The organism is Azospirillum sp. A29, assembly GCF_042604625.1.
GTDB classification, from domain to species: domain Bacteria; phylum Pseudomonadota; class Alphaproteobacteria; order Azospirillales; family Azospirillaceae; genus Azospirillum; species Azospirillum palustre.
In genome coordinates, this window is sequence record NZ_CP170465.1 from 108,451 (window position 1) to 131,888 (window position 23,438).

Consider the following 23,438-nt stretch of genomic DNA (forward strand, 5'->3'; position numbering starts at 1 on the left):
GAACACTTCCTTGCGCCGCCCGACCCCGGTAGAATCAGCAACATGCCGGACAACCCTGGGAAAGCTTTTGGGATTGGCAGCCTACGAACGCCACGCTCCCCAGCGCCGCAGTGCAACGCTGACCCGGTCACGTGAAGAAAGGATCGGTATGGATTGGTTTGTCCCCTCCCCTACCGTGCTGCCATCGACGCGGATGGATCTCAGCCTGGGACTGCGGGCCGCCATGCGCTGGCACCAGGAACGTGTGGTCCCCGGGGTGGGCGGTGTCCTCTTCGTGCGCCAGCTCAGCTGGGCAGTTGCCGGGTTGCAACTCGCGGGGATCGATCATGGCCGCGCCAAGGACCACGCCAACGCCATCGAGGCGCTGGCCTGCAAGCTGCACTTCGTCGTCACGGGCGATGCCGAGGACGCGCCGCGCTACAAGGGGCGGCGGCGCTTCGGAAGCGAAACCGGGTCCCGGCGCTGGACCTACCGGGATCTAGCGCAGCGATCGAACTACGTGGTGCAGACCTACCGTCAGGCCACGACGCGGGCGTTGCCCCTGCATGGGCTCGGTTTCACCGAAGGCTCGGGCCGCTTCGCCACGATGACGCTCACGCCGTCGGGCGAGGCGCTGGCGAACGCTTTTCTTACCCAGCGCTACGGGCGACACCTGCGTCATTGGCTGGAGCCCTGGCTGGCCGGTGAGGCCGCCATCGACGAAGACACGGATATGAGGAAGCTCTGCCGGCTGCTAGGGCCGGGAGACGCGTCGCTTACCGAACGCGGGATCGTTGCCGAACGCTTGCGCAGCTGCTCCGAGCTGTCGGACCCTGAACAGCGCCGCCGCCATCTGATGGATCTTCTGCTTCGGACCGGCGGCGATGTTGACGTCCAGGCGGTATGCGAGGCGCTGGAGGCCAGGGACGAGAACGGCCGGCGCCACGCCCGTGACATCCGCACCGCCATTCTCTTCGAGGAGACCCGCGACGAGGCGGTGCGCGCCCTGTCAGCCACCGCGACGGCTCTGGTCGACCGGCACGCCGCGGTGTCCGCCGACGCGCTGGCGGCGAACGCGGAGATTGCCGCGGCGCTCGACGCCTTCGCCGCGGCGTCCGGCCGTCTGCTGGACGCCTTCCGGCGGAACGGCGAGGCGCATGGCGACGATCGGCGGTTCGCTGAGCTTGGAACGCTTGCTCCGGCCGATCGTCTGCTGGGGCTCGTGCGCTGCGACAGCCGCATCCTCCTTGCCTTCGACCGGAAGATCACCGGCGGACCGGCCTTTCGCACAGGGTTTGGTCCCGCCGATCCGGATCGGACGGCCTTGGAGGACGAGGATGCGGACGACACTGGGGGTGGAGCCCTGCGGCCGTGGCGACTGCACCAGTTCACCACCCTGGTGAGGGAGGCGACCGCCCATGACTGAAACCCCCCGTCCCAACCTGTTGGACCTGTTCACGCCGCCGGAGCGGATGACCGGAACCTTCGGCCTGCTTTGCGGCTACTCCGCCACGCCCCGCTTCCTAGAACAGGTGCTGCAGGCGTTCACCGGCGATACGGAATCCACGCGCCGGCGCCGGGGGCGCTTGGCATTGCAGCTGTTCCTGGATCCGCGCGCGCCGCGGATACCGCCGCACCAGGCCGCCGGCCTTTACCATGCGCCGGCACGGGCTGTGGTCGACTGGCCGAAGCCCTGCCATTCCATGCACGCCAAGGTCGCGCTGCTCGGGTTCGGGCGCGGCGACCGGACGGAGTGTTTCCGCCTGGTTGTCTCGACTGGCAACTGGACCGAGGATTCGGCGAACCGTCTGCTCGATCTGGTGTGGAGCATCGATGTCGGCGCCGAGGCGGATGAGGCGGACCGGGCCGATCTCCAGGCGGTCGCCCGGTTCTTCCGCACGCTGCGCGGAAATTACCTGGAGATCCGGCCGGCAAGCGGCTCCGCCCCTGCGGACGCCCTGCTGGCACGGGCCGGCGAGATGGCCGGGCGCCCAACCGCGCCGACACGGTTTCTTTCCTCCATCGACCAGCCGCTGATCGAAGGATTTACCGCCAAGCTGCGCGAGCGGCAGGCCGGCGGATGCAACATGCTCGTCTGTGGCTCCGGCTTCTTCGAGAGCGGAACCGGCAGCGGGGACGAGGAACCGCAGGTGCTGCGGATCCTCGTGGACGGGCTCAAGAATGCCAAGGCCATCGTCGAGTTGCGCCGAGAGGACAGGCAGGTGGTCCTCAATCCCGGCACCTGCGGTGTCCTGCGCGGCTGGATCGCTGAAGGCGGGCCGCGCGCGAGCGGTTGGATCGTCCGCAGCCCGGCCGATCCCGGCGGGCATGAGCGCACCAGCCTGCACGCGAAGTTCGTCTTCCTCGGGCGTCGCTGGGGGCGAACGCTGAGCGACGGATGGCTGTTGCTGGGTTCCGGGAATCTCAGCCGGCGGGGGATGATCCTCCCGCCCGGGAAAGGGGGCAACATCGAGGCTGCTGTGCTGCTGCCGGTGCCGCGCCTGCCTCTGGCGGATCTCCAGCACCACCTGCCACTCGGCACGGTGCTGGACGGCCCCCTCAAAGCCGACGAGGACGACGATCAGGAGGATTTCGAGGGACCGCCGCTGCCGCCTCCGCCGGTGCTCGGGTTCGTGCACCGCGACGCGTTGTTGACCGTGCAGTGGGCGGACGGAGTAGCGCCGGTGCCGGTGTTGGTCATCGCCGCCGACGGGGGCGCCGTCCCGCTCGCCGCCGGCGCGCCGGTCCTGCCATGGGCGGGCACGATGCCGGCCGTGCTGACCATACGCTGGGCGGGCGGGGAAGCGGTGGTGCCGGTGCTGGAGTCCGACGGCAGCTATTGCCGCGTCCCGGCCGCTCCCCTGCCCTTCTCCGACGCGTTGGACCGGCTCCTGATGTACCCGGCCGCGCCGGACGATGACGGGCCGGACGACGCGCCCGACGACGACTTGCCGGAGCCGGCGCCCACCCCACTTGGCAGGGGAGCGGACGGAGCGGACTGCCGTGACGGACTGCCGGTCTATCGGGCCATGACGCTCGTGGAAAGCATCGCCGACCGCAACAACCGGATCCCCCCCGAGGCGCTGGCCGGCTGGGTGCGGCATCTGCACTGGAACCTGCGGGAGGGCTTGCTGCGGCAGGATGTGGAGGCGTGGCAGACCTTGCGGGTCGATTTCCTCGACTGCCTCGCGGAGCCCGGCTTCGCCCCGCCCGTCTGGCCGGACGACGAGACGCGCGAGGCTTACGCGACCATGCTCGACGAGGTGCGGGCGGCGTGGGGCTTGACCGGCCTGCCACCGCTCGGCCGCATCCACCACGCGCTATCACCGGAAGAGGCCATGCCGTGACCGCTCGCAACCGATCCCTCTTGTGGACCGCCGTCGCCGAAGCCCTGCGGACGCGTTCCCGCAACCCATCGCTGAGGCGGTCGCAGCGCCGCAGCCTGGAGTTCATCGCCGAGCGCCTGCCCCATCACGGCGTGCTGGTGGCGGACGAGGTCGGCCTGGGCAAGACCCGCATCGCCTGTGAGGTCATGGCGGCCGTGATGGAGTGCGGCGGCCGGACCGCGGTCGTCGTGCCGCCGGGGCTGATCTATCAATGGGAGGCGGAGTTCGAGCGGTTCATCACCATGAACCCGCGCCGCGACGTACGGCACCTGCGCCGCTTCGAGGACCTGTTCGGCGGCAGTTTCCCGATCCTGACCCGGAACCGCTTGGCGCTGATCTCGCATCAGTTCCGCGTCCCGGTCATCCGCGCCAACAGCCCGACCCGGCACCGCCTGCCGTGGATGGTCCGCTGGTGCCTGGGAGAGCGTTGGTTCGGTGCCACGGGCTGGCAGGCGGGCTGCGCCGATCGGGAGGAGGAGTGGGCGGCGGCCGAACATCTGGCGAGATGGCTTTCCCAGGATGTCGAGGACATGCTGCGAGATTTGCCGGACCTGCGGCCTTGGCACGAAGAGCATCGCCGGCTTCCCGAAAAGATCCGGGGCGAGGCGGGCCGCCCGCTGCTCGGGAAACTCATGGGATCGCTGATCGGCCCCGTAGACCTGCTGGTCATCGACGAAGCGCACAAGAGCCGGGACGACGCCAAGCAACCCTATAAGCTGCTGGGCCGGCTGCTCCAGGACATCCTAGTGCGGTCGAAGGCGAGCCGCAGCCTCGCGCTGACGGCCACCCCGGTAGAGCTGAACGTGGACCAGTGGCACGACCTGTTGGAGCGCGTGGGGTTTCCCCGCCACCACACCGCCAGCGCGGGCATCGGCGAGGCCATCGCCGGCTTCGGCAAGGCGCTCCGGCAGGCGTCGGAGGCGCCGGACGTGCCCGAGCGGCTGGAGCGGTTGGAGACCGCGTCGGCGCGCTTCACCGAAGCTCTGCGCGGCATCGTGTGCCGCCGCCGCCGCATCCGGGAACCGGACATGTTGGCGCTGCTGAAGAAGATGCGCGACGCGCGGCTGGACGCCACGGGAGCCCACCCACATCGCCAGTACAGCGTCGAGCCCATTCTCCTCGAAAGCCTGACCGAGGAGTGGCGCCATGCGGCCGTGGCGTTGGAGGCTGCGGGCGCGGCATCGCGTGGGGCGGGCGACGGAACCTCGTCCCGCCGCATTGACAGCCGCTATCCCAGCGGCCTACCCTGCTTCGACGTCGAGGTGGATGCGCCGCCCAAGCCGCCGGCCCAAGCCGACGCCGACGCCGCCAAATCCTATCGCGCGCAGTACTGGCGGCATGTGGCGCAGCAGGCGGTCACCACCCCGGCCCACGCCGGGGACAATCCTTTGTGGCGGCATCCCCGCGTCCGCGCGGCGCTGGCGCGCATCGAGCACTGGCTCGGCACCGAGTGCGCCGGCACGCCGGAGAAGGTCCTGGTCTTCGGGCGCTTCACGGCGCCAATGAAGGCCTTGCAGACGATGGTGAACGCCCGCCACGTCGTGCGCTGTCTCGACCGCGGGCAGCCGGTCCTGGTCCACCACGACCTACGGCTCGGCGCGCTGCTTGCCGCCTACGCGGAGCTGCGCCGGGAGGACGAAACGAAGAAGGAGGAGGAGAAGAAGACCCTGACCGGCACACTGGCCGGACGGGAGCTGTCGGACGAAGCGCTGCTCGACATGGCGGATGTGGCCCACAAGACCTACGGCGATCTGCGCGATTCCCTGGCGCGTACCGTTCAGGAGGAGTTCCTGTCGACCCTTCCGGGCGCCTCGCTGGTAAAACAGCTGAATCGGAAGCAAGTGGGCCTTGTCCTACGCCAGCTCCGCACGGATGTGCTCGACCACCTGCTGACGGCTTCCAGGGTTCCCAAGTCCACGCGAGCCCCCATCATCCGCGACGTGGCGCGCGAGGTGTGGATCGGCTATCTGCGCGGCTCGCTCGATCCCCATGCACCGCGCCAGGAAGCGGAGGAGGCCGCGGCGCGGCGGAAGGACGACGACGACGGCGACTTGAACCGGAGCGCCGGCACGCTCTGCCCGGACACCTTCGTCGACCTCGTCGTCGGGGGGGAGGAGGCCGGCCAGCACAGCCAGCTCTGCCGCCTGATGGACGGCGAGATGGCCCAGTCCCGGCGCCGGATGGTGCAGACGGCCTTCAACCGCACCTACAGCTATCCCCGCGTGCTGATCGCCCAGAGCATGGTCGGACGCGAGGGGCTGAACCTGCATGAAGCCTGTCGGGTGGTCCTGCTGTTCCATCCGGAGTGGAACCCGGCGGTGATGGAACAGCAGATTGGCCGCGTCGACCGGATCGGCAGCCGGTGGGAACGCCTCGCCGACGTCTGGAAGAGGGGCAAGCTCGCGAAGTTTCCCTACCTCCATGTCGAGTCCCTGGTGTTCCAGGGCACCTACGATCAGTACCAGCACGATCGCCTGGAGCAGCGGCGCAAGGCTATGAACGCGCAACTCTTCGGCGCTCTGTTGGACGAACGGGTCCTCGACCGTGTGCCCTCTCGCTGGAGGCAGCGCTTGGCGGATGCAGCCCCCGACTTCACCAAACACTGATGCGGGGTTCCGGATGAAATAGCAAGGTTCCCGCACGGGATCGCCGCGCAATGCAGTATCACCCAACCTGAGCTTATGGTGGCTTCAGAGAAGCTTGCAACCTACTTGGCTGCGGCCTTCAGCGACCTGGGCGGCCGCTACCACCACCGGCGCGGCGCCTCTGGCGCTGGCAACGGCCGATCCCCCAACAGCCCTTGCGCCACCGCTTGGACGGCCTCCGTCGGACGCATCGACGCCTTGGGGGCTAGCGAGCGGGACCGCTGCCACCTGGAGCGGATCGCCGGAGATGGCGACGCCCGCGTTATCCACGTCGAGCAGGACGGCCGCACCATCGTCGCGCGGCGCCGGGAGGGGACGAGACGATCGACAAGCTGCTCGCGCACTGGTCGTAGAAGTGGCTGGCGGCGTCATTCACCGTCGCAGCGGCTTCCTTGCTCGTCGCCGACATCGGCGCGCCCCTGGCCGTCGAGCTGCCCGCGTACGCCGTGCTGACAGCGATGTGAGTGGTCTGGCTGATTCGCAGACCCGCTGGTACGAGTTCGACGGCTGGGTGCGTAGCGGCTCTTCGAGCGCCACAGCCCGCTGCCTAACTCTGGGCGCCACTCTGCGATGCGTGGACGACGCGGACGGGCTGACCGTCGTTCCGCTGGCTACGCTGGAGGCCCTCCGTGCCGAAGGCGAGCGGATGGACCACGGCGGGTCACGTCGTCTCCTTATGCGATGCAGGCGGCGACCCGCTGGCGACCGCCGAGATCGTCCTCGGCAACGCGGCGGACGCCGAGCGGGGTATCCGCGTCGAGCAGGTTCGCGGCTGGCAGAACAGGGAGCCGTCCCCGGACACGGCCGCCGTCTTCGAGGCGTTCGTTGCCGGGATGCGTGACGGCTCGCTGCCGATGGACCGCGCGGCGCTCGAGGCCACCCCGGCGGCGCACCTGATGCATCGCCAGCGGATCACCGCTGGGGCGACGCCCGGATGGCCATTATCGGCGCTGTTCGTAGAATCTGAAGGAAAGGGCCGCCAGCCCCGCCTCCATTATCTCAGCGAATCTCCTCGCGGAAGTCGCGCCCGCCGCACCACGCGATGAAGTCCATCAGCCCGGTGTCGAAGTCACCATCAAAGAGCTCCTCGACCGCTGAACGGTACCGGGCCTCACCCGAGCGGTCTAGGGTGAAGTCCTTCTCTTCCTCCCGCCGCGACAGCTTGACGACCAGCACCCTGCGGAGAGCTACGCTGCGGAACGGCTCCTCGAACTCCTCGTCGACCGGCGGTCCGATCTCGTACCGCTCGACGTACCGGCCCCAGAGTAGGTGCAGCCTCCTCACGCCCTTGTCCTCGACCTTGAGATCCGCCGACCACTCCTCGAGGACCTTGGCAGCGCGAAATGTCTTCCCGTCGGCGTGCAACTCGCCCGCGAGACGCAGGCGGCCCTCCATGTCGTCGATGAGGTCCGCCATCTCGAGCGTGGCCTCCTCGGCCCGTGGCTCCTCGAGCTTCAACCGTACGTCCGGCGTCGCGAGGGACTCGGTTAGGGCCTCCCAGGAGGGTGGCAGGGTCAGCGGCAGCTTCCAGGCGCACATCTTTGTGCGCCACCCCAGGTCCTGCCTGCTCTGGTACTCCTCTCTGGCGTCAGACTCCAGCCGCTTTAACAGCGGCTTGGCCGCTTCGTTGATGATCACGATGTCCCTCACGGGGCAGCACAGCTTGCATGCCAGCTTGTGCGCGCCGTGCAAGCTGATCTTGTTCCGAGCCGAATCAATGTGCCCCCACGCGGACGAGGACTCCTGCCCGATCATCTTCATCAGGTCGCGCCGTGTCGGGTAATCCTTGCCGCGGCTGGGCTTCCTGCCATGCGTCCGCAACTGCGCGTGAAAGACGAGCCGCTCGTACTGCTTGGACAGCGCGCCTGGGATGGGCGTCACGCGGATGTCGTTCACGGGGATCTTCAGCATGGCGGCAGCCTTAGTCGTGGCGGGCGTCGTGGTCTCAGTCATCATTGTCCATCTCCTCGTGGTCTGCGCTCCAAGGCGCACGTGAAGGATGGCCGGGATGTCAAACCGCTACCTGCAGATTACCCGGTGCGAATGTGCAATTCGACAGGCGAAGTTGCACAAAGACGTCCGAAGCTGCACATAGGCCGTCCGGCAATATGGCGCTGGCACGCGCGTTACGCCGAACAGGGCGTGGACGGACTGTTGCGCGTCAAGACGCGTAAACCCGGCAATGCCCCGCTGCCCACGGCGACAGTCGCCAGGTTCTGGCGCTGACCTGCTCGGAGCCCTGCACCTTCCGGATGAGTCAGTGCAGTAGCGAATCACGCTGACCACCAAAATGGGAATCTCTCCGTTACGGAGGCACACGTCAAAGCCGCTGGCATCACAGCGCATTTTGGGGGATGACGTTGCTTTTGCGTCTTTCAAGCTGTGGAAAGTTAAATTCACGTTTACTAAAACGCCGATGCGCTGGCTAAAAATATCCATAATCTGTATGAGGGGCTATGGTATAAACCCTTGGACGCATGAATTTTTTCCCTTGAGAGAAATTTTGGTTGCTGCGAGTTGCTGAATGTTAGGATCCGCACAGTGGAACGAGCACGAAGACCCCGCAATCATCGCCGTAACCCGGCGTCCATTAGCGATTGTTGATCCCCTCCTGAGAGCTCCAGAGGCGGACAATCTTCCTCTTCTAACCAGATTGGTCCTCTTTTCCGCCGACAGCGGCCATCGCATTGCTGATGTCTGCACGGTGGGGATAATCGAAGAGAGAATCGTTCGGTTCGAGATTGAGAAACTCGCCCAACAGAATGTCGTCTCTCTATGCCCCGCCACCGACGGTTTGTCTCTGACCGGGGAGCAGGGAAGGCGCCTCTGGAATGACTTCAACCAAGTGCGTGCATTCCGCAAGGCCGGACATCGGATGATTTTTGATCCCCTTGCCCGTGCGCTGCGGTGGTTCGCCCCATCGGACGCATTCGCGGGCGAACCGGTCCAGGTGGCTCCCATCAGACTTTCCTCGCGGCAAAGAAGCGATCTTACCCAGACCCGGATCGAGATTCTGGCCAGGATGATGGCGGAGGTTTCCCCCGGACTGGCCGAGATGATGAGTGACCGCGAGGATGGGCCGGTCGAAGTGTCATTGATTCCCGGTTCCGGGACCTTGAACGCACGGCTTCCCTTGCCTTTCGGCATGGTGATGCTTCCCCATCCCCACACGGCGATCGATCCTCGGATCTGGCGCCAGGGGACGGAACGGCACGCCGTCCCCTGGAGCGGAGGGGATTCCATCCAAGGTCCTGCTCTCCGTGTCCGCGTTTCCGCGGCAGGGCGGGAGCGTCGGGCACTCCCTCCCGTAAGCTATCTCTTCGATCAGGTGACGGGCGTCCTTCACAAAGAAACCGATGTCGCTTCCTATGTCGTCGGTCCGGCGGTGGTGGATTCCAGTACTGACGGCGCCTTCCTTCTGCCGGAACGGCATTCCGAAGCGTCGCTGTGCGAAGGGTTGCTGTCCGGCCTTTTGGGCCATCTTCTGCCGGATCGCGGCCGGGATTGCCGGGACGTGCGCTGGGTGATCGATCCCGAACCTGTGACATTGAGGCGAGCCGCTGACGAGGCCGGAATGGCCGAATGCGCGAGCATCCAAGCGCGCAGGGAGGGGGGATGGTCATTCCTCTTCCAAACCCAAGCCGACGACGCGCTCGATGCGCGCGATCAGAAGGTGTGACCATGACGCAGGAACGAACCACGGCGCGGGTCATGCGAGCCTATAAGGCGCTTCGGGTGACCGGCAGGGTCGCTTCGCTGATGCGCTCCCAGGGACTGAAGGCGGCCGCCGGCGCGGTGAATCCGGCGCTCCTAGCCGTGGACGCCGCGCTGGCCGTCCTCGACGCCGGGCAGGCTTATTTCCGTTTTTCGGCCGAACGCGAACGGACCCGGCAGTTGGAGGGCCGCCTGAAGGTGGCGCGCGCGCGATGCGCGGCGCAGGCGGCGGCGGAAGCCGGCAAGATTGCCGCATCCAGGAAAAGGCTGGAGCAGGCCGCGAAGATCGGTCAGGCCATGACGGAACTGTTCCGCCTCCTGAAAGAGGCGGCCGAAGTCCTGGAAATTCAAATGTCCCCGCTGCAACGCCAAGCCGAGGGCGATCCTGCGCTCGTAAGCCTGGTGCGGCGATACGAGGTGTTCATGCGGCGCTATCTTGCGGTGGTGGATCAGATGTCGTTCAGGCCGGATACATCAGAGGAGGTTTGAGACATGGCGATGATGAGGAAGAAATCGGGTTCCGATTCGGGAAGCAGCAAGGTACGGCCGCCGGAACAATCCGCCAAGGATGGCGAGGTGATCCCCCCCTCTTCGGGGCCGCGTTTGCCGATGGGGTTGTCGATCGGTGACGTTGTTGCCCTGGCGCAGGAGGCCACGGCCTTCATGCGCGAGGCCTCCAGCTATCTGGCTGAGAGGGAACGAACGAAACAGGCCGATATTCACGCCCGGAACGAGTTGCAGCGCATCGAAGCCGAACTCCAAAAGACAAAGAGTGAGCATGACCGTGAAATAATCCGCCTGGGACAGGATGAAAAGATCGTCAACGAGATCCTTGCGCAACTGGCCGGATTGCGGGAAGGAGTCAGCCCAATGCTGTCGAATATCGCCTCGCTCGATCATTCCAGGGTCGAAACGCTGATGCGCATTCTTGATACCATCACAACGCTTCAGAGAAATCTTCTGGAGCAGTGCCGGCGCTGACCACGTCGCATCACCCTGAGCACGGAAGCGCCCCATGATCCCTCTAATCGTCGCCGGTCTGGCCCTGGTATCCCTGGGCGCCACCGCTTTTGCCTATCTGATGGATCAGAAATCCGAGGAGGAGGTGAAGCGGCGCAAGGAGCTCAGGCGCGAGCATGAAGCGGCGATGGCTGGACAGACTGCCGAAAGGGGCGATCGGATACGGGCGTATGTCCGTGATCTGGCGGCCGAAGCCAATTGCATCGCGACGCGGCGGATGGAGGTGTGTGCGGCGCTCAGCGGTCATGTCAAGGCGTTGAAGTCGGCCCTCAAAGGCGATGCGTTCACCCCCAACAGGCGCCGGGCTCTCACCCTGCTGCTGCGCACCATGGAGGAGAAGCTTCAACAAGCGGATCACGAACAACTGTATTTTGATCGGCTTTCCGTGAAGCTGCGAGCGGCGGCGAGGGACCTGAAGGATGACCAGCTGATTGAGAGCCATTCCCAGTTCGACGAGGGGCTGCTGCGTTTCCCCGAGGATTGGCCATCGACGGGACGTGTGATCCCGTTCACGGAAGGGGGAGACGGGGAGGACAACCCCTTCCGTCCGATGCGTCCCGCGCTTTTGGTCGAGGGTGAAGAGTGCGTCGCGGATGGAACCCCCGTTTTCGTGGGGCCGTACGATCAAAGGCGGAAGATGTTTTCCGTCTCCGCGTCGAAGGCGCTCCTCAGGGAAGAAGTTCTGGCGACGCCGGGAAGCGGGACCTTCGCCACGGTTCGCCGAGTGGAGGAGAAGGGGGCTTGGCTCGACGTCTACGGCGTCCGGGGCTTTCTGCCCTGGAACGAGCAGGAGCGGAGCGCACTCGTGGTCGGAACGGAACTGCTGGTGTACCCGCTCGAATGGAAGTTCGATCTTTCCGCCATACGCTTCCAGCCGATCCCCTATTTCCTGACGGTCACCCAACACCGCGCGTCCGCCATGGACGAGAATTGCTTCGACAGCGTTCCGCTTCTGGTCCACGACGACATGAGTGAAGCCTTCGCCGAGCATTGCCGGCCGGTGGCGGACTCCTCGGATCCCTGGATCATCGAACCGGCCGCCCCTGATGCGCCGCTGAACGGCCGTTTCGTCCTGCGCAACCGCGACGTCGCCATTCGGGCGTGCCTGGATCAGCATGACGGGCATCATGTCATCCGCGTCGAAAGCCTCGTCCCCTCCGCCGAGATCATACCGGAGCAGAGCATCTATTGCGTCCTGCCCGTTTCGCTGCTTCAGATCGATGAAGGCTGGTTCGAGACCGCTTCCCCGCCCGAGTCCGTGGAGACGAGCGAGCAATGCCAGGAATTCGCGCTGTTCATCCACAATGAATTTGTGCGGCAGGAACGGCTCATCGCCAGCGAGGTCGGCCGGGTCTATCTCAAGCGTTGGTTAGACGTCGCCCGAATTCTGGTGGATGCCAAGGCCAAGGCCGATACCGGGGTGGGCGTCCGCCTGCTCGAGATCGCCTCGCAACGACCGCGCGCCGTCGAGTATCGGATCGATGCCTGGGAGAAGGTCGAGCGTTACATCAATAAATGCCAGGAAGGCGGCACGGCGCGGCGTGCGCCCGAGTTCATGCTTCTGCTCGGAAACGTTGTCGTCGGCACCAACGCGAAGATCACGGCGGAAAAGTTGCTGAAGGTGCGGCCGGCTGTGGCCAACCTCGTCCTTGCGGAGGACGAGCCGGCCGAAGCCCTGTTCGTGGCGCGCAGCCATCCGCACACGGACATACAGCAGATGAAGGCGCTCGATCTGGCGCGGCGAGGTGAGGCGAGCAATTTGACGGTGCTGGACGCCGTCCTCGCCCCGGAGCGCGTCGAGCCGTCTTCCGACATCCTGTGGGACTTGACCGCGGTCTCCCGGGAATTCACCGATGGCCGGCCCCGCGCGCTGCTCGAAGCGGCGCTGAGGGAAAGAAACCTGTTCTGCATCCAGGGGCCTCCCGGTACGGGGAAAACGACCCTGATCGTCGAACTCATCGATCAGCATCTTGCCCGTTTCCCAGCCGACCGGATTCTGGTCGCTTCCCAGGCCAACGTCGCGGTGGATGAGGTGCTGACGCGTCTTGCCATCAAGCGCGGCGCGGAGGCCCTGGTCCGCATCGGCAACCCGGAGAAGATGTCGGGCCAAGTCACGGAGAGCGGCATTGATGTCGGAGCTAGGCATCGCCAGTATCAGGAGGAGCTTCGGGCCGTTGACGTCCCCGACCGCCTGAAGGGGATGATGCAATTCTGGTTGGAGGAGTGTGGGGAAGAGCTGAACGCCGACCTTGTGGAGCTTCTGCTGACGCGCCATCAGATTGTGGGCGCCACCTGCCTCGGCCTGACGCGGCGCCAGCTCAGTCTGGTGCGGCCTTTCGATCTTGTCGTCATCGACGAGGCGGCGCGCGCCACGCCCGGAGAGTTGCTGATTCCCATGCTGCGCGGTCGCAAGGTGGTAATGATCGGAGATCACAAGCAACTGCCTCCGACGATCGACCCGGTCTTCCGCGATGAAGGCGCTCCGCTCGCCATCGGACCCGTAGACATCCGGAGAATGTATCAAGAGACCCTGTTTGAGCGTCTTTTTACTGGACTGCCACCGGGCATGACCGGGCGACTCGCCATGCAGTACCGCATGCCACCCATGATTGGGAGGATTGTGGAGGATCTCTTCTACCATGACGAGGGACTGTCGACCTTCAAGGGCGACGAGCCTATGCTTGCATTCCGGCGCCCCCTCGTCTGGCTGGACACGTCGAAGGTAGGCGGGTGGCATGGCGAGCCGCCCAAGTCGGGGCAGAGCCTTGTCAATGCGGCCGAAGTAGCTATCGTCGCCGGGATTCTCGACGTGATCGCGATGGCGGCGACTTCCATGACAGAACGGCCGACCATTGCGATTATCACCTGCTACAGTGCACAAAAGCGGGAACTGGAGAAACGGATCAAGACGCCGGCGCTTCCGCATGGATTGAAGGTGGAGATCGACACCGTCGATTCCTTTCAGGGAAATCAGGCGGACCTCGTCATCTTCTGCACAACCCGTTCCCGTGGCAGTACCCGTTTCCTCAACGATCCGAACCGGTTGAATGTCGCGCTTTCACGGACTAGGCGTGAGTTCCTGCTGATTGGAAGTGCTCGCCTGTTGTGCGCTCCATTGCGCAATGGAGAAATCAACCATTTTGCACGCCTTCGGGATGCGATGCTGCCCGAAAAACCAATAGAAGCCCGCAGCATAGACGAAGCGGTCGGTGCGGTGCTCTTGGCGCCCGCAGCATCGGTGCCCGCGCATCGGGAAGGGATTCACGAGTTGGCGGAAAACTGATATGTCCCGGCGATCCCACGCGCCCTTTGTCCAACATTTTTACAAAGCCATCGGCAACCGCAAATATACCCACCTTCGAGGCGGTTCGGCTGCGGCCGCCGGAAACGGTGGCGGCGCCCCCAAATGGTGCAGATGACGAGCCGGCTGGTACTGGCGCCGCGGTCACCTGCGCCGTTGCCGGTTCGGTCAGGGGCTATCGGTTCTTGAGCCAGTTCTCAAGCGCCCGCTTGCGCCTGGTCTGCTCGGCATCGTCCAGCGGCGCGCTGGGGGCGCTCAGGCCGCTGGCTCTCACCTGGGTCATCCGCGTCCTGGTCCACTGCGGCACCATCATCGCCGGCGCCGCGGCCTTCGGCTGTTCGCCTCCGTCCAAGGCAACGACCGACTTGCCGTCGACGAAGGTGAGCTTCCACCCCAGTTCGCCGAGCAGCTTGCGGATTCTGTCGTCGCTTTTGGTCTCCCGCAGCAGGGTATACGGCATCTGGCGCTCGTACCGAAGCTTACTGATGTAGTAAACGAGTGCCTTCTCGGTGCGGGTTCGCTCCCAGACATCACGAATCAGCAAAGCCTGCAACTCCTGACGCTGGCGGGACACCTCGGCCCGGTACACAGGAGTGGTCGTAAGCTCGCTCAACACCTCCTTAAACGATATCTCCTCCCCCGGAATCGTCGCCAACTCCGGCGGCAGTGGAGGCGGATTGCTCTTGAAGGCTTCGGCGGCAAGCGCGTCTTCGGCCAAGGCGAGGACTGTGGAGGGCTTCATCCGGCTCAGAGCTTCGCGGATCAAGGTGCGTAAAATCTGCCGCTGCTGCCTGCGCAGCAGGTTCCCAGCCTGTTTAAGGGATTTTCGGGCACTCTGCGGCGCCACATGCGTCGGTTTCTCCCTCCGCCTCCTCGGCTCATGCTGCTCGGCAGGGACGATGAACGGCGAGGCGCTGTGCACTTCATGCAGCAATTCCGGTAGCGGGCGGGCTGCATGTCCGTCAACGATGCGCCGGAACAGGGCCAAGGCCTCTCCGTCGGGCAGCGAGAAGTACTCGTTCTTGCTCCAGTGGCTCGGCCGATGCGCGGCGAATACTGCCTTCAAGGCCGCTTCAACGGTGGCGGGCGCCTGCACGAGCGCGCCGTCGAGGACCAGCCAGTCCATGTCCGGATAAGCAGCCGCGATCTCTTCACGGCGTACGGCGACCGAGCGGTCGGTCCGTCCGATCTTCACGACGCGCTCCGTCCCGGGCACGCGGACTTTGGCTCTGCGGCTCATCAGGTAGACCCAGCCCCACCCGGCGCCGACGTAGCCGTCGGGGTCGGCCAGCAGCCGGTCGATGTCGATCTGCGCGATGACGCCAACAGTCCGTTGGGCCACCAGGACGCGCGCGAGTGCCTCCGGTGAGGGCGGTTCCTCTTTGAGGCCGAGGATCCCTCCCAGACGCGGATTGAGCTCGATTGGGCGCCCCAGCGCTTGGCCCTCGAGAACGGATACGAGGCAGCGCGCCTCCTCGCCAAGGTTGGCAAAGGCGCCGGGGTGGTACCGCTGCCGGTAACGGAGGTCCTCCCGAGCGCTCGCCCAGCCTGCGGCGAGCAGCTGGTCGAACGGACCGCCGCTGCCATCGTCAACGCGGGCCTCGCACAGGTGCCGGAGCAGCATCTGCTGACGGTCCGTCATCTCCGGTCGGTTCCGGGCGGCGGCCAACAGAAGATCGGCCCAGACGCGGCGGTTCGGCGCCAGGAAGTCCAGCAGGTCGTCGTCAAGAACGCGCCGGTGCATCTCCGGATCCCGTCCAAGAATGCCGAGCTCGCGCATGACCGGCACGAGGTTGACCGCGAGGACCCGGACAATCGAGAGCCGCGCCGGTTGGCCCATGGCGGACATAACGGCCGTCATAATGCGCGTGCAGTTTCCATGGTCCGGCGCTTCGGTGACGCGACGGGAGCACAGCCGGGGCGCCCGATCGAACGGAGTCGTGTGTCGGAAGTGCGCTTGGCGAGCCTTCGGGCTGACGTGGGCGACTTGGTCAACACACTCCGGGCAAACCGTGGTGGCGACGCGCTGCTCGGCGTCGTAACGGGCAGCCGATACCGATTTTCCCAGACGAATGTCCAGCGCCTCGTACACCTGCTGTCTCCCCGATAAAGTGAAGCGAGCGTAGCAGGTTTGCGGGGCGTTGGTCACGGTCTGGTAGCGCCTCACCGGCGGCACCGCACTTGGCGCCTTCCGAGGAAGTCCGGGTCCGTCCAAGATACGTGTAAAAAGTGGTCACAAGGCGGTTGGCCGTCCCGAGCGGATGCGTTTGGTGATCTCTCCGACGCCGCGGCTGGCCTTGCCGCCGATTTTCTCGTGGATTTGCCGGATGCTGAGGTCGGTTGAGGCGGCGAGCGCCTCGATCTCGGCGACCACCGCTCGGCGGATCGACGGATGCCCCAGGTGTTTGCCTCGGGCTTTGGCAGCCTTCATGCCGGCGGTGACGCGCTCGCTGATCAGCGCGGATTCCAGTTCGGCCATGGCCCCGATGATGGTGAACATGGCCCGGCCCGCAGGGCTGTCGGTGTCGATCTGATCCTGGACGTTGATGAAGCGCACGCCGAGGTGCCGGAACTCCTCCAGCGCCATCAGCAGGTGGCGGGTGCTGCGGGCGAAACGGTCGAACTTCCAGACGAGCACACAGTCGAACTCACGCTTTCGCGCGACGGCCATCAGCACGTTCAGCTCCGGGCGTCCTTCGTGACGGCCGGACACGGCGACATCGCAGTAGTCGCCGACGATGACCAGACCGGCCCGCTCGGCGTAGCCGCGCAACTCGTCGTATTGCAGGTCCGGCTTCTGATCAGCGGTCGAGATGCGCAGGTACAGCGCGGTGCGGCGGCCAGGAGGCATGACGGTCCCGTCCAACAAGGCATGCCTTCTCGGACGCGAACCGTCGCATTGTAAGTCTATGATAGCAAACAACGGTTTTGGCCGTCGGGCCGTACCTTTTCTGGACACCGACCTTGTGGTCCACTTTTACACGTATCTTGGATGGACCCGGAAGTGGTAAGATTCCTGGGGCCGTCGGTTCGAATCTCGCAGTGGATACCATCTCTTTGACCGTCGCCAGAAAAACGATATCCAGAACTGAAGACACCGCATGGGGACGCGGCGTCCGCCCCTCACGAGGAGGGGCGCACGCAGCCTGTCTCCACCCGCTCCCCGGCGGAGATGCAGATTGATGCTGAGGCAGTTAGGCGTGAGCCTGACCGCCTCTTAGCGTTCGAGGGACATTGAGGTGGCGCTATCTCCCTTGAGGCGTACCGCAGCCCGCCCGCGTTGGAGATCGCTTTCTTTGCGTCGGTCCCGGTTCCGCAGTCCAGAAGCATCAGCCCTCGGAATAGGTTGCCAGTCCCATCTCCTCGAGGAAACGAGAGGGCGGCTTTGACCAGCCACGATATTGCCCTGCCCACGACAAGGTGAGGCATTCGCGAGCGCGGGTGATCGCTACGAAGCAGTTGCGGCGCTCTTCCTCCATCTCCGCGCTGGCGTCGCCGGCGCGGCGGCTCTGGAAGCTCGGCATGATGTCCTCGGCGAGACCGATGACGTAAACGTGGTCGAATTCCTTGCCCTTGGAGCCATGAACGGTCATCAGCGTGACCGTGTCTGCTCCGACCGGTGCCTCCTTCGAGCGGATGGCGAGTTCCTGTAGGAAGCGGTCCAGCGGCGCATCGCGCCCGATCGTCTGGCCGATGCTGCGGACGAGGTCCGACCATGCCGCACGGTCCTCCGAGAGGTCACTCACGCCGCCGCTCGGCTCTTCTGCGGCGGCATACATCGGCAGAATCCAATCAATGAAGGCACGGAACCCTCCCGGGTCGGCGGCGAGTGCGAGTGCGGCTTCCGCGAGAGCGTTGGCTGCAGGATGGTGCTGAATCCTAGGGATCGTCAGTGCCCATTCCGCGAGGAACCCCCGCGACGAGCCTTCCGCTTCAGACGCTACCAATTCCGCCCGCACTTCGAGAGCGAACAGCCGGTTGAACGCTGAAACCAAGCTGTCGAACGCGCGGCGGTCCAGCGGGCGGGCGGCTTGGCGCAAGGTCGCACTCAGCCACTGAAAATGCGGAGATCGGAAGTCGTCCCGTCGCTGGGCAATGCTCGCGGGGACGTCCGCGGCACGAAGGGCCGCAAGTACGCCTTCAAGCAGGGCGCGGGTGCGCGCGAGGACGACGGTCTCGCCCCACAGCGCGCGGCCGCGTTCCAGGATGTCCGCGGCGACGCCAGCGGCCTCGTCGCCCTCCGTTGGGAAATGCTGCAGCCGGATGTGGCTTTCCGGCGGATACCGCAGGTTCGTCTTGCCTGCCTCGAGCGGCAGCTTCGAGGGCGTGCGCTGAGCGTTGTGGGTGACCAGCCGGTTCGCAGCGGCGACGATCGCCGGCGGGCAGCGGTAGTTCGTCGGCAGCTGGATCAGCTGAGGGCTGAAATCGGCCCGGAACCGCTGGATCTGCCGGTAGCTTGCCCCATTCCACTGGTAGATGATCTGATCATCATCCGCGACGGCGACGATGTTCCGGAAGTCGTCGCCGGCCAACGCCTTGATGAGTCGGTACTGGCCGTCGGTGGTGTCCTGGAACTCGTCGATGAGCCAGTGCGTGTAGGTGCGGCGGTAGCGCATGGCTACCCCGGGGGCCGTCGAGACCAGAGCGTAGGCCCGTTCGATGAGGGAACCAAAGTCGAGCGCGTTGGCTCGTGCCAGCTCGGCCTCGTAGACACGGTACGTGGCTTCGATCCTCTCGCCTTCGGCAGCGTCCTTGAATTGGCGGGCGCAGTCGTCCGGGGCGATCAGACGAGCCTTGAGCTTGTCGATCGCCGGCAGGTAGCGCGTGCACGCGTCATCAAGGCCAGGTGAGCGGCGGAGTCCTTCCCGTAGCAGTTCCTTGCGGTCCTCCTCCAGCGAGTAGATTGCGAAATCCGGACGAATGCCGATGTGCGAGCCGTGCTGCTGCAGGAGCTGCATGCAGAACGAGTGGAAGGTGCCGATGAGCGTCCGCTGCTCCAGCCCCGGAACGAGCTCCAGCACGCGGCCTGCCATCTCGTCCGCCGCCTTGTTGGTGAAGGTGAGCGCGAGCACGCGAAAGGCCCGTTCGCGCGATGCGTCCAGGATCCGGGCGATGCGCGACGTCAAAACCCTGGTCTTGCCGGAGCCTGGCCCTGCCAGCACCAGAAGCGCGCCGTCCTGCCAATTGACGGCCTCGCGCTGATGGGCGGTGAGCTTGCCGAGCGTCTCGGTGAGGGATGGCGTGGTCATGACAGCCCCTTCAGAGCGCCGATGGCGTCGCGGTACGCCGCGGGCATGCGCGCCGTCAACGCCGGATCCCGCGCGCAGCGCCGTCCAAGAGCGGCCGCGTACGCCGACTTCGTGGAGGTGAGCTTCACCAGGAGCGCTTCGTCGTCCAAAGTAAGAGCCTCCTTCACGCCCAGCTCGTCCAGGATCTCCTTGAGCTCCGCCTGGAGCCCGTCCTTAATGAGCTGCGCTTCGAGATTGGCTTCGGGGAGGCAGGCGCAGCGTCGGTCGGTTTCGACGGCTGAAAAGCCCCGCTTTTGGATTTCCCGGACGTATCCCTGCCCGGCATCGTCGCCGTCGAAGACGGCGACCCAGGGTATCCCGAGGGCACGCGCCAGAGCCGCGAAGCAGGATGCGTTGCCGTTGTTCTTGATGTCAATTACCGACACGCCGTGTTCGTCAAGGTTGTACCCTAGGCCGGCGCCGATGCCGTGCGCAATGAAGTACTCGGCCTGCCCTTCCACCAGAAGCCAGCGCTGCGCGAAGAAGATTTCGCCACGGATGCGTCTCGCGAACGTCTCCAGCTGTTCGAGATCCTCGTCGGGCATGTAGACCGCCGACTCTTCGTAGAGCCGTTTGAGCGCCTTGTGGATCTCTGCTCGGTCGGCATGCCTCGCGTAGGCGACCAGGAGTTCCCGGTATGGCTTCTGCTCCAGCTTGCCCTGAACGACGAGCTGTCCGAGGGAACCGTCGTAGCGGAGACTGCCGCAGGATGTCGCGATGAGCGGAACAAGTTCCGGCACGTGCGGCACCGCCACGGAAAAATGCGATGGCAGAGAGAACACCGCCGTGCCCGCCGCAGTGAGGCGCACAATGCGCAGATCGCGAAACGGCACGTGCTGCAGGAAGTAGGGGGAGTGCGTGGTTACCAGCTTCTGGCCCGGGAGTTCGCTGACATGCCGCCAGAGCGTCCGCGCGGCCTGCGGATGCAGGTGCGTCTCCGGCTCCTCGAGTTCGAGCACCGGACTGCTGTCGGGCTTGTAGAGCTCAGCCATCACCTGGTCAACGAAGGCGCGGAACAGGAACATGACCGACAGGCTCTGGACGCCTTGCCCGTGCCTCGGAAGGGGCAGCCACGGCTTATCGGTCTGGCAGCGATAGACGACCTCGGCGCGGGAGAGCAAATCCAACGGCCGCAGGGGCACCATGCGCAAATCCGCGCGTCCGGGATCGTCTGTCGCGGCGACGCGGCTGATCGTCGACAGGGTCGTCGCGATGCCGGATAGCCGGGGATGCGCAGCCAGTAGCCGGGTGTTGAGGAGATCGAAGACGCGCTTCGCGCGCCGCTCGAGGGCTTCCGGGATCTGGACGCTGCGCAGCAGTCGTCCCCAGAACTGCGAGCGCGGGGAGAATTCGTCCGAAGCGTCGCGGAGCGCGTCGAGGTAGAAGACCGGCAGGTACTGGAAGAACTCCTGGAGATTGGTGGCGCGAGCGGCGCGGCCGGTCAATGGCACGTGCTCCGCGTTCAGGAACTCCCAGCGGGGAACGTAGCTGCCGCTCGTTGCATCCCAGGCGCAGCTGACGCGAAGCAGGATCGATGCTTTTCCGGTGACCGGATCGGTCTGAACGATGTCATCGAGATCAGCCTGAAGGTCGACCGGCCATTCGCCGGAAACCCGCTCTTCGAATTCTACTTCGATCACCACGGGATCGGACGTCTTCGGATCGCACAGCTCGTCCGGCAGATGGATGTCGTATTCTGTGAAGCCGGTTCCCTTCTGGCCCCAGCGGCGCGTCAATGCGATTCGGATGGCCTCGAGGATGGCCGTTTTACCGGCGTTGTTCGGTCCGATGAGAACCGTCGTTCCACCAAGCTCAAGGTCGAGCGAGCGGATGGATTTGAAGTTTCTGATCCTAAGACGACTTATCAACATTCGATGCACACACGAGAAAAGCACTCGGAACTGTCCGCGTAGGCATACACCATATAGCGATATAAGGGTAACCCTTTCTGGCTCTCCCGGATGGCCTTACCACCCGACCCGACAAGGACGGTCAGGTCCCCATAGAGAGGGCAGCGCGATAAGTGTCATCTAAACAACGCCGCCATTATCAACCAAAGACAGCTACTGCTGATCGGATGCTGATTTGCCCTCCTTGGTCCGTCGGAGTTGGCGCCCAACAGCAAAACGGAAGACGGCCGGAAGCTGGAGGGCTGGGGGAACACGAGACCACAGGGTTTGGATCACCGTCCGCCCCCTGCGGGTGCGGCGTTGGGCCTGACCTGCCACCGTGCGCTGGGCCCAGCGGAAGCCGATCTCGCCAAAATACAGGCCAGCATGGTCGGGGCTGATGTGATGGACGACGCCGGCGATCATGCTCCGGACACGATCGTTGAAGCCCTCGGCCGAGTTGGCATGCACGCTGCCGCGAACATACTCGCGCTGAGAATGGCGGACAGTATCGTGCACAGCGAACGCGCTGCCGATGGCGACGAAGGCCTTCCATTCGTCGCTGAGACCGTCGCAAACCTGGGGGGAGAATGGTACGGCGTGTCCGGATGGTAGCGGTCGGGGGCACGATGAAGTGGCGGGTCATGGTTGAGGTGACGGGCGAGGATGGTGCGGTGACGCGGCACGTGAGCTCCGAGGATGAGCGCACCGAAGTGGGCCAGGCGGCGACGCTCGGGCTGAGCTTGGCTGAGGGAAAGGCAACCCTGTCCGGCCTGCAGCGCGTCCTGGTCACCGCGCAGGCCTATGCGCACTGTCGCCGCCGTCGCCGGTGCAGCCACTGTGGGGCATTGCGCCCGCTCAAGGACCACCGCACCCGCAAATTGGTGTCTCTGTTCGGCACGGTGGAGGTGCGCGCGCCCCGCTTCGGCCACTGCCACTGTGGTGTGGCCTGCCGGCGCAGCCTGACCCCGGTCGCGGAGATGATGCCCGATCGCTGCACTCCGGAGTACGAACGCGTCCTGGCCGAGATGGGCAGCGCGCTGCCGTACCGGCGGGCGCGGGCGCTGCTGGCTGAGCTGCTGCCCTTGGATACGGCTCCGGATGTGGAGACGATCCGCCGGCGTACACTCCAGGTTGGGGCTCGGCTCGAACGGGCGGCGCTGGTTCCGCCGGACGAGGGATCGCCGGCCCCGGCGCAGACGATCACGCTGGCCATCGACGCGGGGCACGTGAAATCGGTGCGGACCTACCAGATGCGCTCGTTCGAGGTGATGATCGCGCGGGCGGCCAACGATGAGGGGCAGGAGGTGGTCTTCGGCAGCATGCCGGCTGAGGCTGACCGCCAAGTGAAGCAGCTTTATCACGTCCTGCGCCGTCTGGGAGCGACGGCGACCACGCCGGTCACCATTCTCAGCGACGGCGCGGAAGGCCCCCGGTCCCTGGCCGGGGCGGCCAGTTCCGGCCCGGTGCGCCACGTCCTCGACTGGTTTCATCTGTCGATGCGGGTCCAGCATGTGGCGCAAGCGGTCAAGGGCTGGGCAGCGGCAGAGCCGGACGCCGCGGAGCGGACGATGACCATAGCCGACGCCGTATCCCGCGTCCGCTGGCGGCTCTGGCATGGCCAGACCGAGCGGGCGCTGGGCTTGATCGGTGACACCCTGACTGACCTCGACGTCCTGTTGAAAGCCGCCGACGACCGGCAGGCCCGGAAAGTGGCTACGCTGCTGCGCACCCTGGAAACCTACGTTGCCGGACAGGCCAACCTGATAATTGACTATGCTGCCGCCAGAGGCCAGGGCGATCCCATCTCCACGGCGACGACCGAAAGCACGGTCCAGCAACTCCTGCACCGGCGCATGGGCGCCAATCAGCAGATGCGCTGGTCGCCACGTGGCGCTCACCGCATGCTGAAGGTCCGCATCGCAGTGATGAACGGGACGTTCGCAGCGGATCACGCCGCCGCCGAGCCATACGCCGGCCGCCCCTTCCGACCCGCGGCGTGAAGGCTCCCAGGTTTGCGACGGTCTCCCGGTGGCATACCATCCAGACCGTGAACAGTGCCCACCACGCCTTGGACAGGAACTGTAACCCCCGCCCGGCTCGCCAGACCGGACCGATTTGCGAAAAATTTTCGGATCAGCCCCTTGCCTGCTTGAAACCGATCCATATCCCAGCGCGACGCCGGCCCCAACCCCCGGCCGACCCTAGGAGATGCC

Annotated in this window: 14 protein-coding genes and 2 pseudogenes; 10 read left to right on the plus strand and 6 right to left on the minus strand. The window is 65.4% G+C overall.

Annotated elements, in window-relative coordinates; translation table 11 throughout:
- The first annotated feature begins 148 nt into the window (after positions 1 to 148).
- The 4 genes from ABNQ38_RS14780 to ABNQ38_RS14795 all read left to right on the plus strand — a co-directional run bounded on the left by ABNQ38_RS14780 (position 149) and on the right by ABNQ38_RS14795 (position 7,056).
- Positions 149 to 1,405 (plus strand): hypothetical protein, encoded by a 1,257-nt coding sequence (locus tag ABNQ38_RS14780; RefSeq protein ID WP_377807935.1) that lies wholly within the window; start codon positions 149 to 151, stop codon positions 1,403 to 1,405.
- The gene (locus ABNQ38_RS14785; RefSeq protein WP_377807936.1) at positions 1,398 to 3,326 is read left to right on the plus strand and encodes a hypothetical protein; all 1,929 of its coding nucleotides are present in this window, start codon (positions 1,398 to 1,400) and stop codon (positions 3,324 to 3,326) included. The genes ABNQ38_RS14780 and ABNQ38_RS14785 overlap by 8 nt, the downstream gene beginning before the upstream one ends.
- Entirely contained in the window at positions 3,323 to 5,971 is a 2,649-nt protein-coding gene (locus tag ABNQ38_RS14790; protein WP_377807937.1) for a DEAD/DEAH box helicase, read from the plus strand. Before ABNQ38_RS14785 ends, ABNQ38_RS14790 begins: the two co-directional genes overlap by 4 nt.
- 668 nt (positions 5,972 to 6,639) lie before the next feature.
- Positions 6,640 to 7,056 (plus strand): hypothetical protein, encoded by a 417-nt coding sequence (locus ABNQ38_RS14795; RefSeq protein ID WP_377807938.1) that lies wholly within the window; start codon positions 6,640 to 6,642, stop codon positions 7,054 to 7,056.
- Here the strand turns inward: ABNQ38_RS14795 and ABNQ38_RS14800 are convergent.
- On the minus strand, positions 7,010 to 7,966 hold the full coding sequence (locus tag ABNQ38_RS14800) for a hypothetical protein (protein ID WP_377807939.1): 957 nt from the start codon (positions 7,964 to 7,966) through the stop codon (positions 7,010 to 7,012). The genes ABNQ38_RS14795 and ABNQ38_RS14800 overlap by 47 nt on opposite strands.
- A 105-nt stretch (positions 7,967 to 8,071) precedes the next feature.
- Between ABNQ38_RS14800 and ABNQ38_RS14805 the strand changes: the two are divergent.
- From ABNQ38_RS14805 to ABNQ38_RS14825, 5 genes and pseudogenes are all read left to right on the plus strand, one after another.
- Positions 8,072 to 8,250 (plus strand): annotated as a pseudogene (locus ABNQ38_RS14805) (IS630 family transposase); the annotation flags it as partial.
- A gap of 284 nt (positions 8,251 to 8,534) precedes the next feature.
- Complete coding sequence (locus tag ABNQ38_RS14810; RefSeq protein ID WP_377807940.1) at positions 8,535 to 9,689, plus strand: hypothetical protein; 1,155 nt, start codon at positions 8,535 to 8,537, stop codon at positions 9,687 to 9,689.
- A 2-nt stretch (positions 9,690 to 9,691) separates the two neighbouring features.
- Entirely contained in the window at positions 9,692 to 10,213 is a 522-nt protein-coding gene (locus ABNQ38_RS14815) for a hypothetical protein (protein WP_377807941.1), read from the plus strand.
- Positions 10,214 to 10,216: 3 nt separating this feature from the next.
- Entirely contained in the window at positions 10,217 to 10,705 is a 489-nt protein-coding gene (locus tag ABNQ38_RS14820; RefSeq protein ID WP_377807942.1) for a hypothetical protein, read from the plus strand.
- A gap of 34 nt (positions 10,706 to 10,739) precedes the next feature.
- Positions 10,740 to 14,027 carry a DEAD/DEAH box helicase gene (locus ABNQ38_RS14825; protein ID WP_377807943.1) on the plus strand — a complete coding sequence of 1,096 codons (3,288 nt, stop codon included), beginning with the start codon at positions 10,740 to 10,742 and terminating at the stop codon, positions 14,025 to 14,027.
- A gap of 193 nt (positions 14,028 to 14,220) precedes the next feature.
- On the opposite strand, the gene ABNQ38_RS14830 is transcribed toward ABNQ38_RS14825, so the two are convergent.
- From ABNQ38_RS14830 to ABNQ38_RS14850, 5 genes and pseudogenes are all read right to left on the minus strand, one after another.
- On the minus strand, positions 14,221 to 16,137 hold the full coding sequence (locus ABNQ38_RS14830) for a hypothetical protein (RefSeq protein WP_377807944.1): 1,917 nt from the start codon (positions 16,135 to 16,137) through the stop codon (positions 14,221 to 14,223).
- 141 nt (positions 16,138 to 16,278) lie between these two features.
- A complete protein-coding gene (locus tag ABNQ38_RS14835; RefSeq protein WP_377807945.1) occupies positions 16,279 to 16,911 on the minus strand; it encodes a recombinase family protein in 633 nt (210 codons plus the stop codon).
- Between the two features lie 463 nt (positions 16,912 to 17,374).
- Positions 17,375 to 19,294 (minus strand): ATP-dependent helicase, encoded by a 1,920-nt coding sequence (locus ABNQ38_RS14840; protein WP_377807946.1) that lies wholly within the window; start codon positions 19,292 to 19,294, stop codon positions 17,375 to 17,377.
- A complete protein-coding gene (locus ABNQ38_RS14845; RefSeq protein WP_377807947.1) occupies positions 19,291 to 21,204 on the minus strand; it encodes an ATP-dependent endonuclease in 1,914 nt (637 codons plus the stop codon). The genes ABNQ38_RS14840 and ABNQ38_RS14845 overlap by 4 nt, the downstream gene beginning before the upstream one ends.
- Positions 21,205 to 21,382: 178 nt before the next feature.
- Positions 21,383 to 21,789 (minus strand): annotated as a pseudogene (locus ABNQ38_RS14850) (transposase); the annotation flags it as partial.
- A 62-nt stretch (positions 21,790 to 21,851) separates the two neighbouring features.
- Here ABNQ38_RS14850 and ABNQ38_RS14855 point away from each other — a divergent pair.
- Positions 21,852 to 23,225, plus strand: a complete 1,374-nt coding sequence (locus ABNQ38_RS14855; RefSeq protein WP_377807948.1) for an ISKra4 family transposase — start codon at positions 21,852 to 21,854, stop codon at positions 23,223 to 23,225.
- The last annotated feature ends 213 nt before the right edge of the window (positions 23,226 to 23,438 follow it).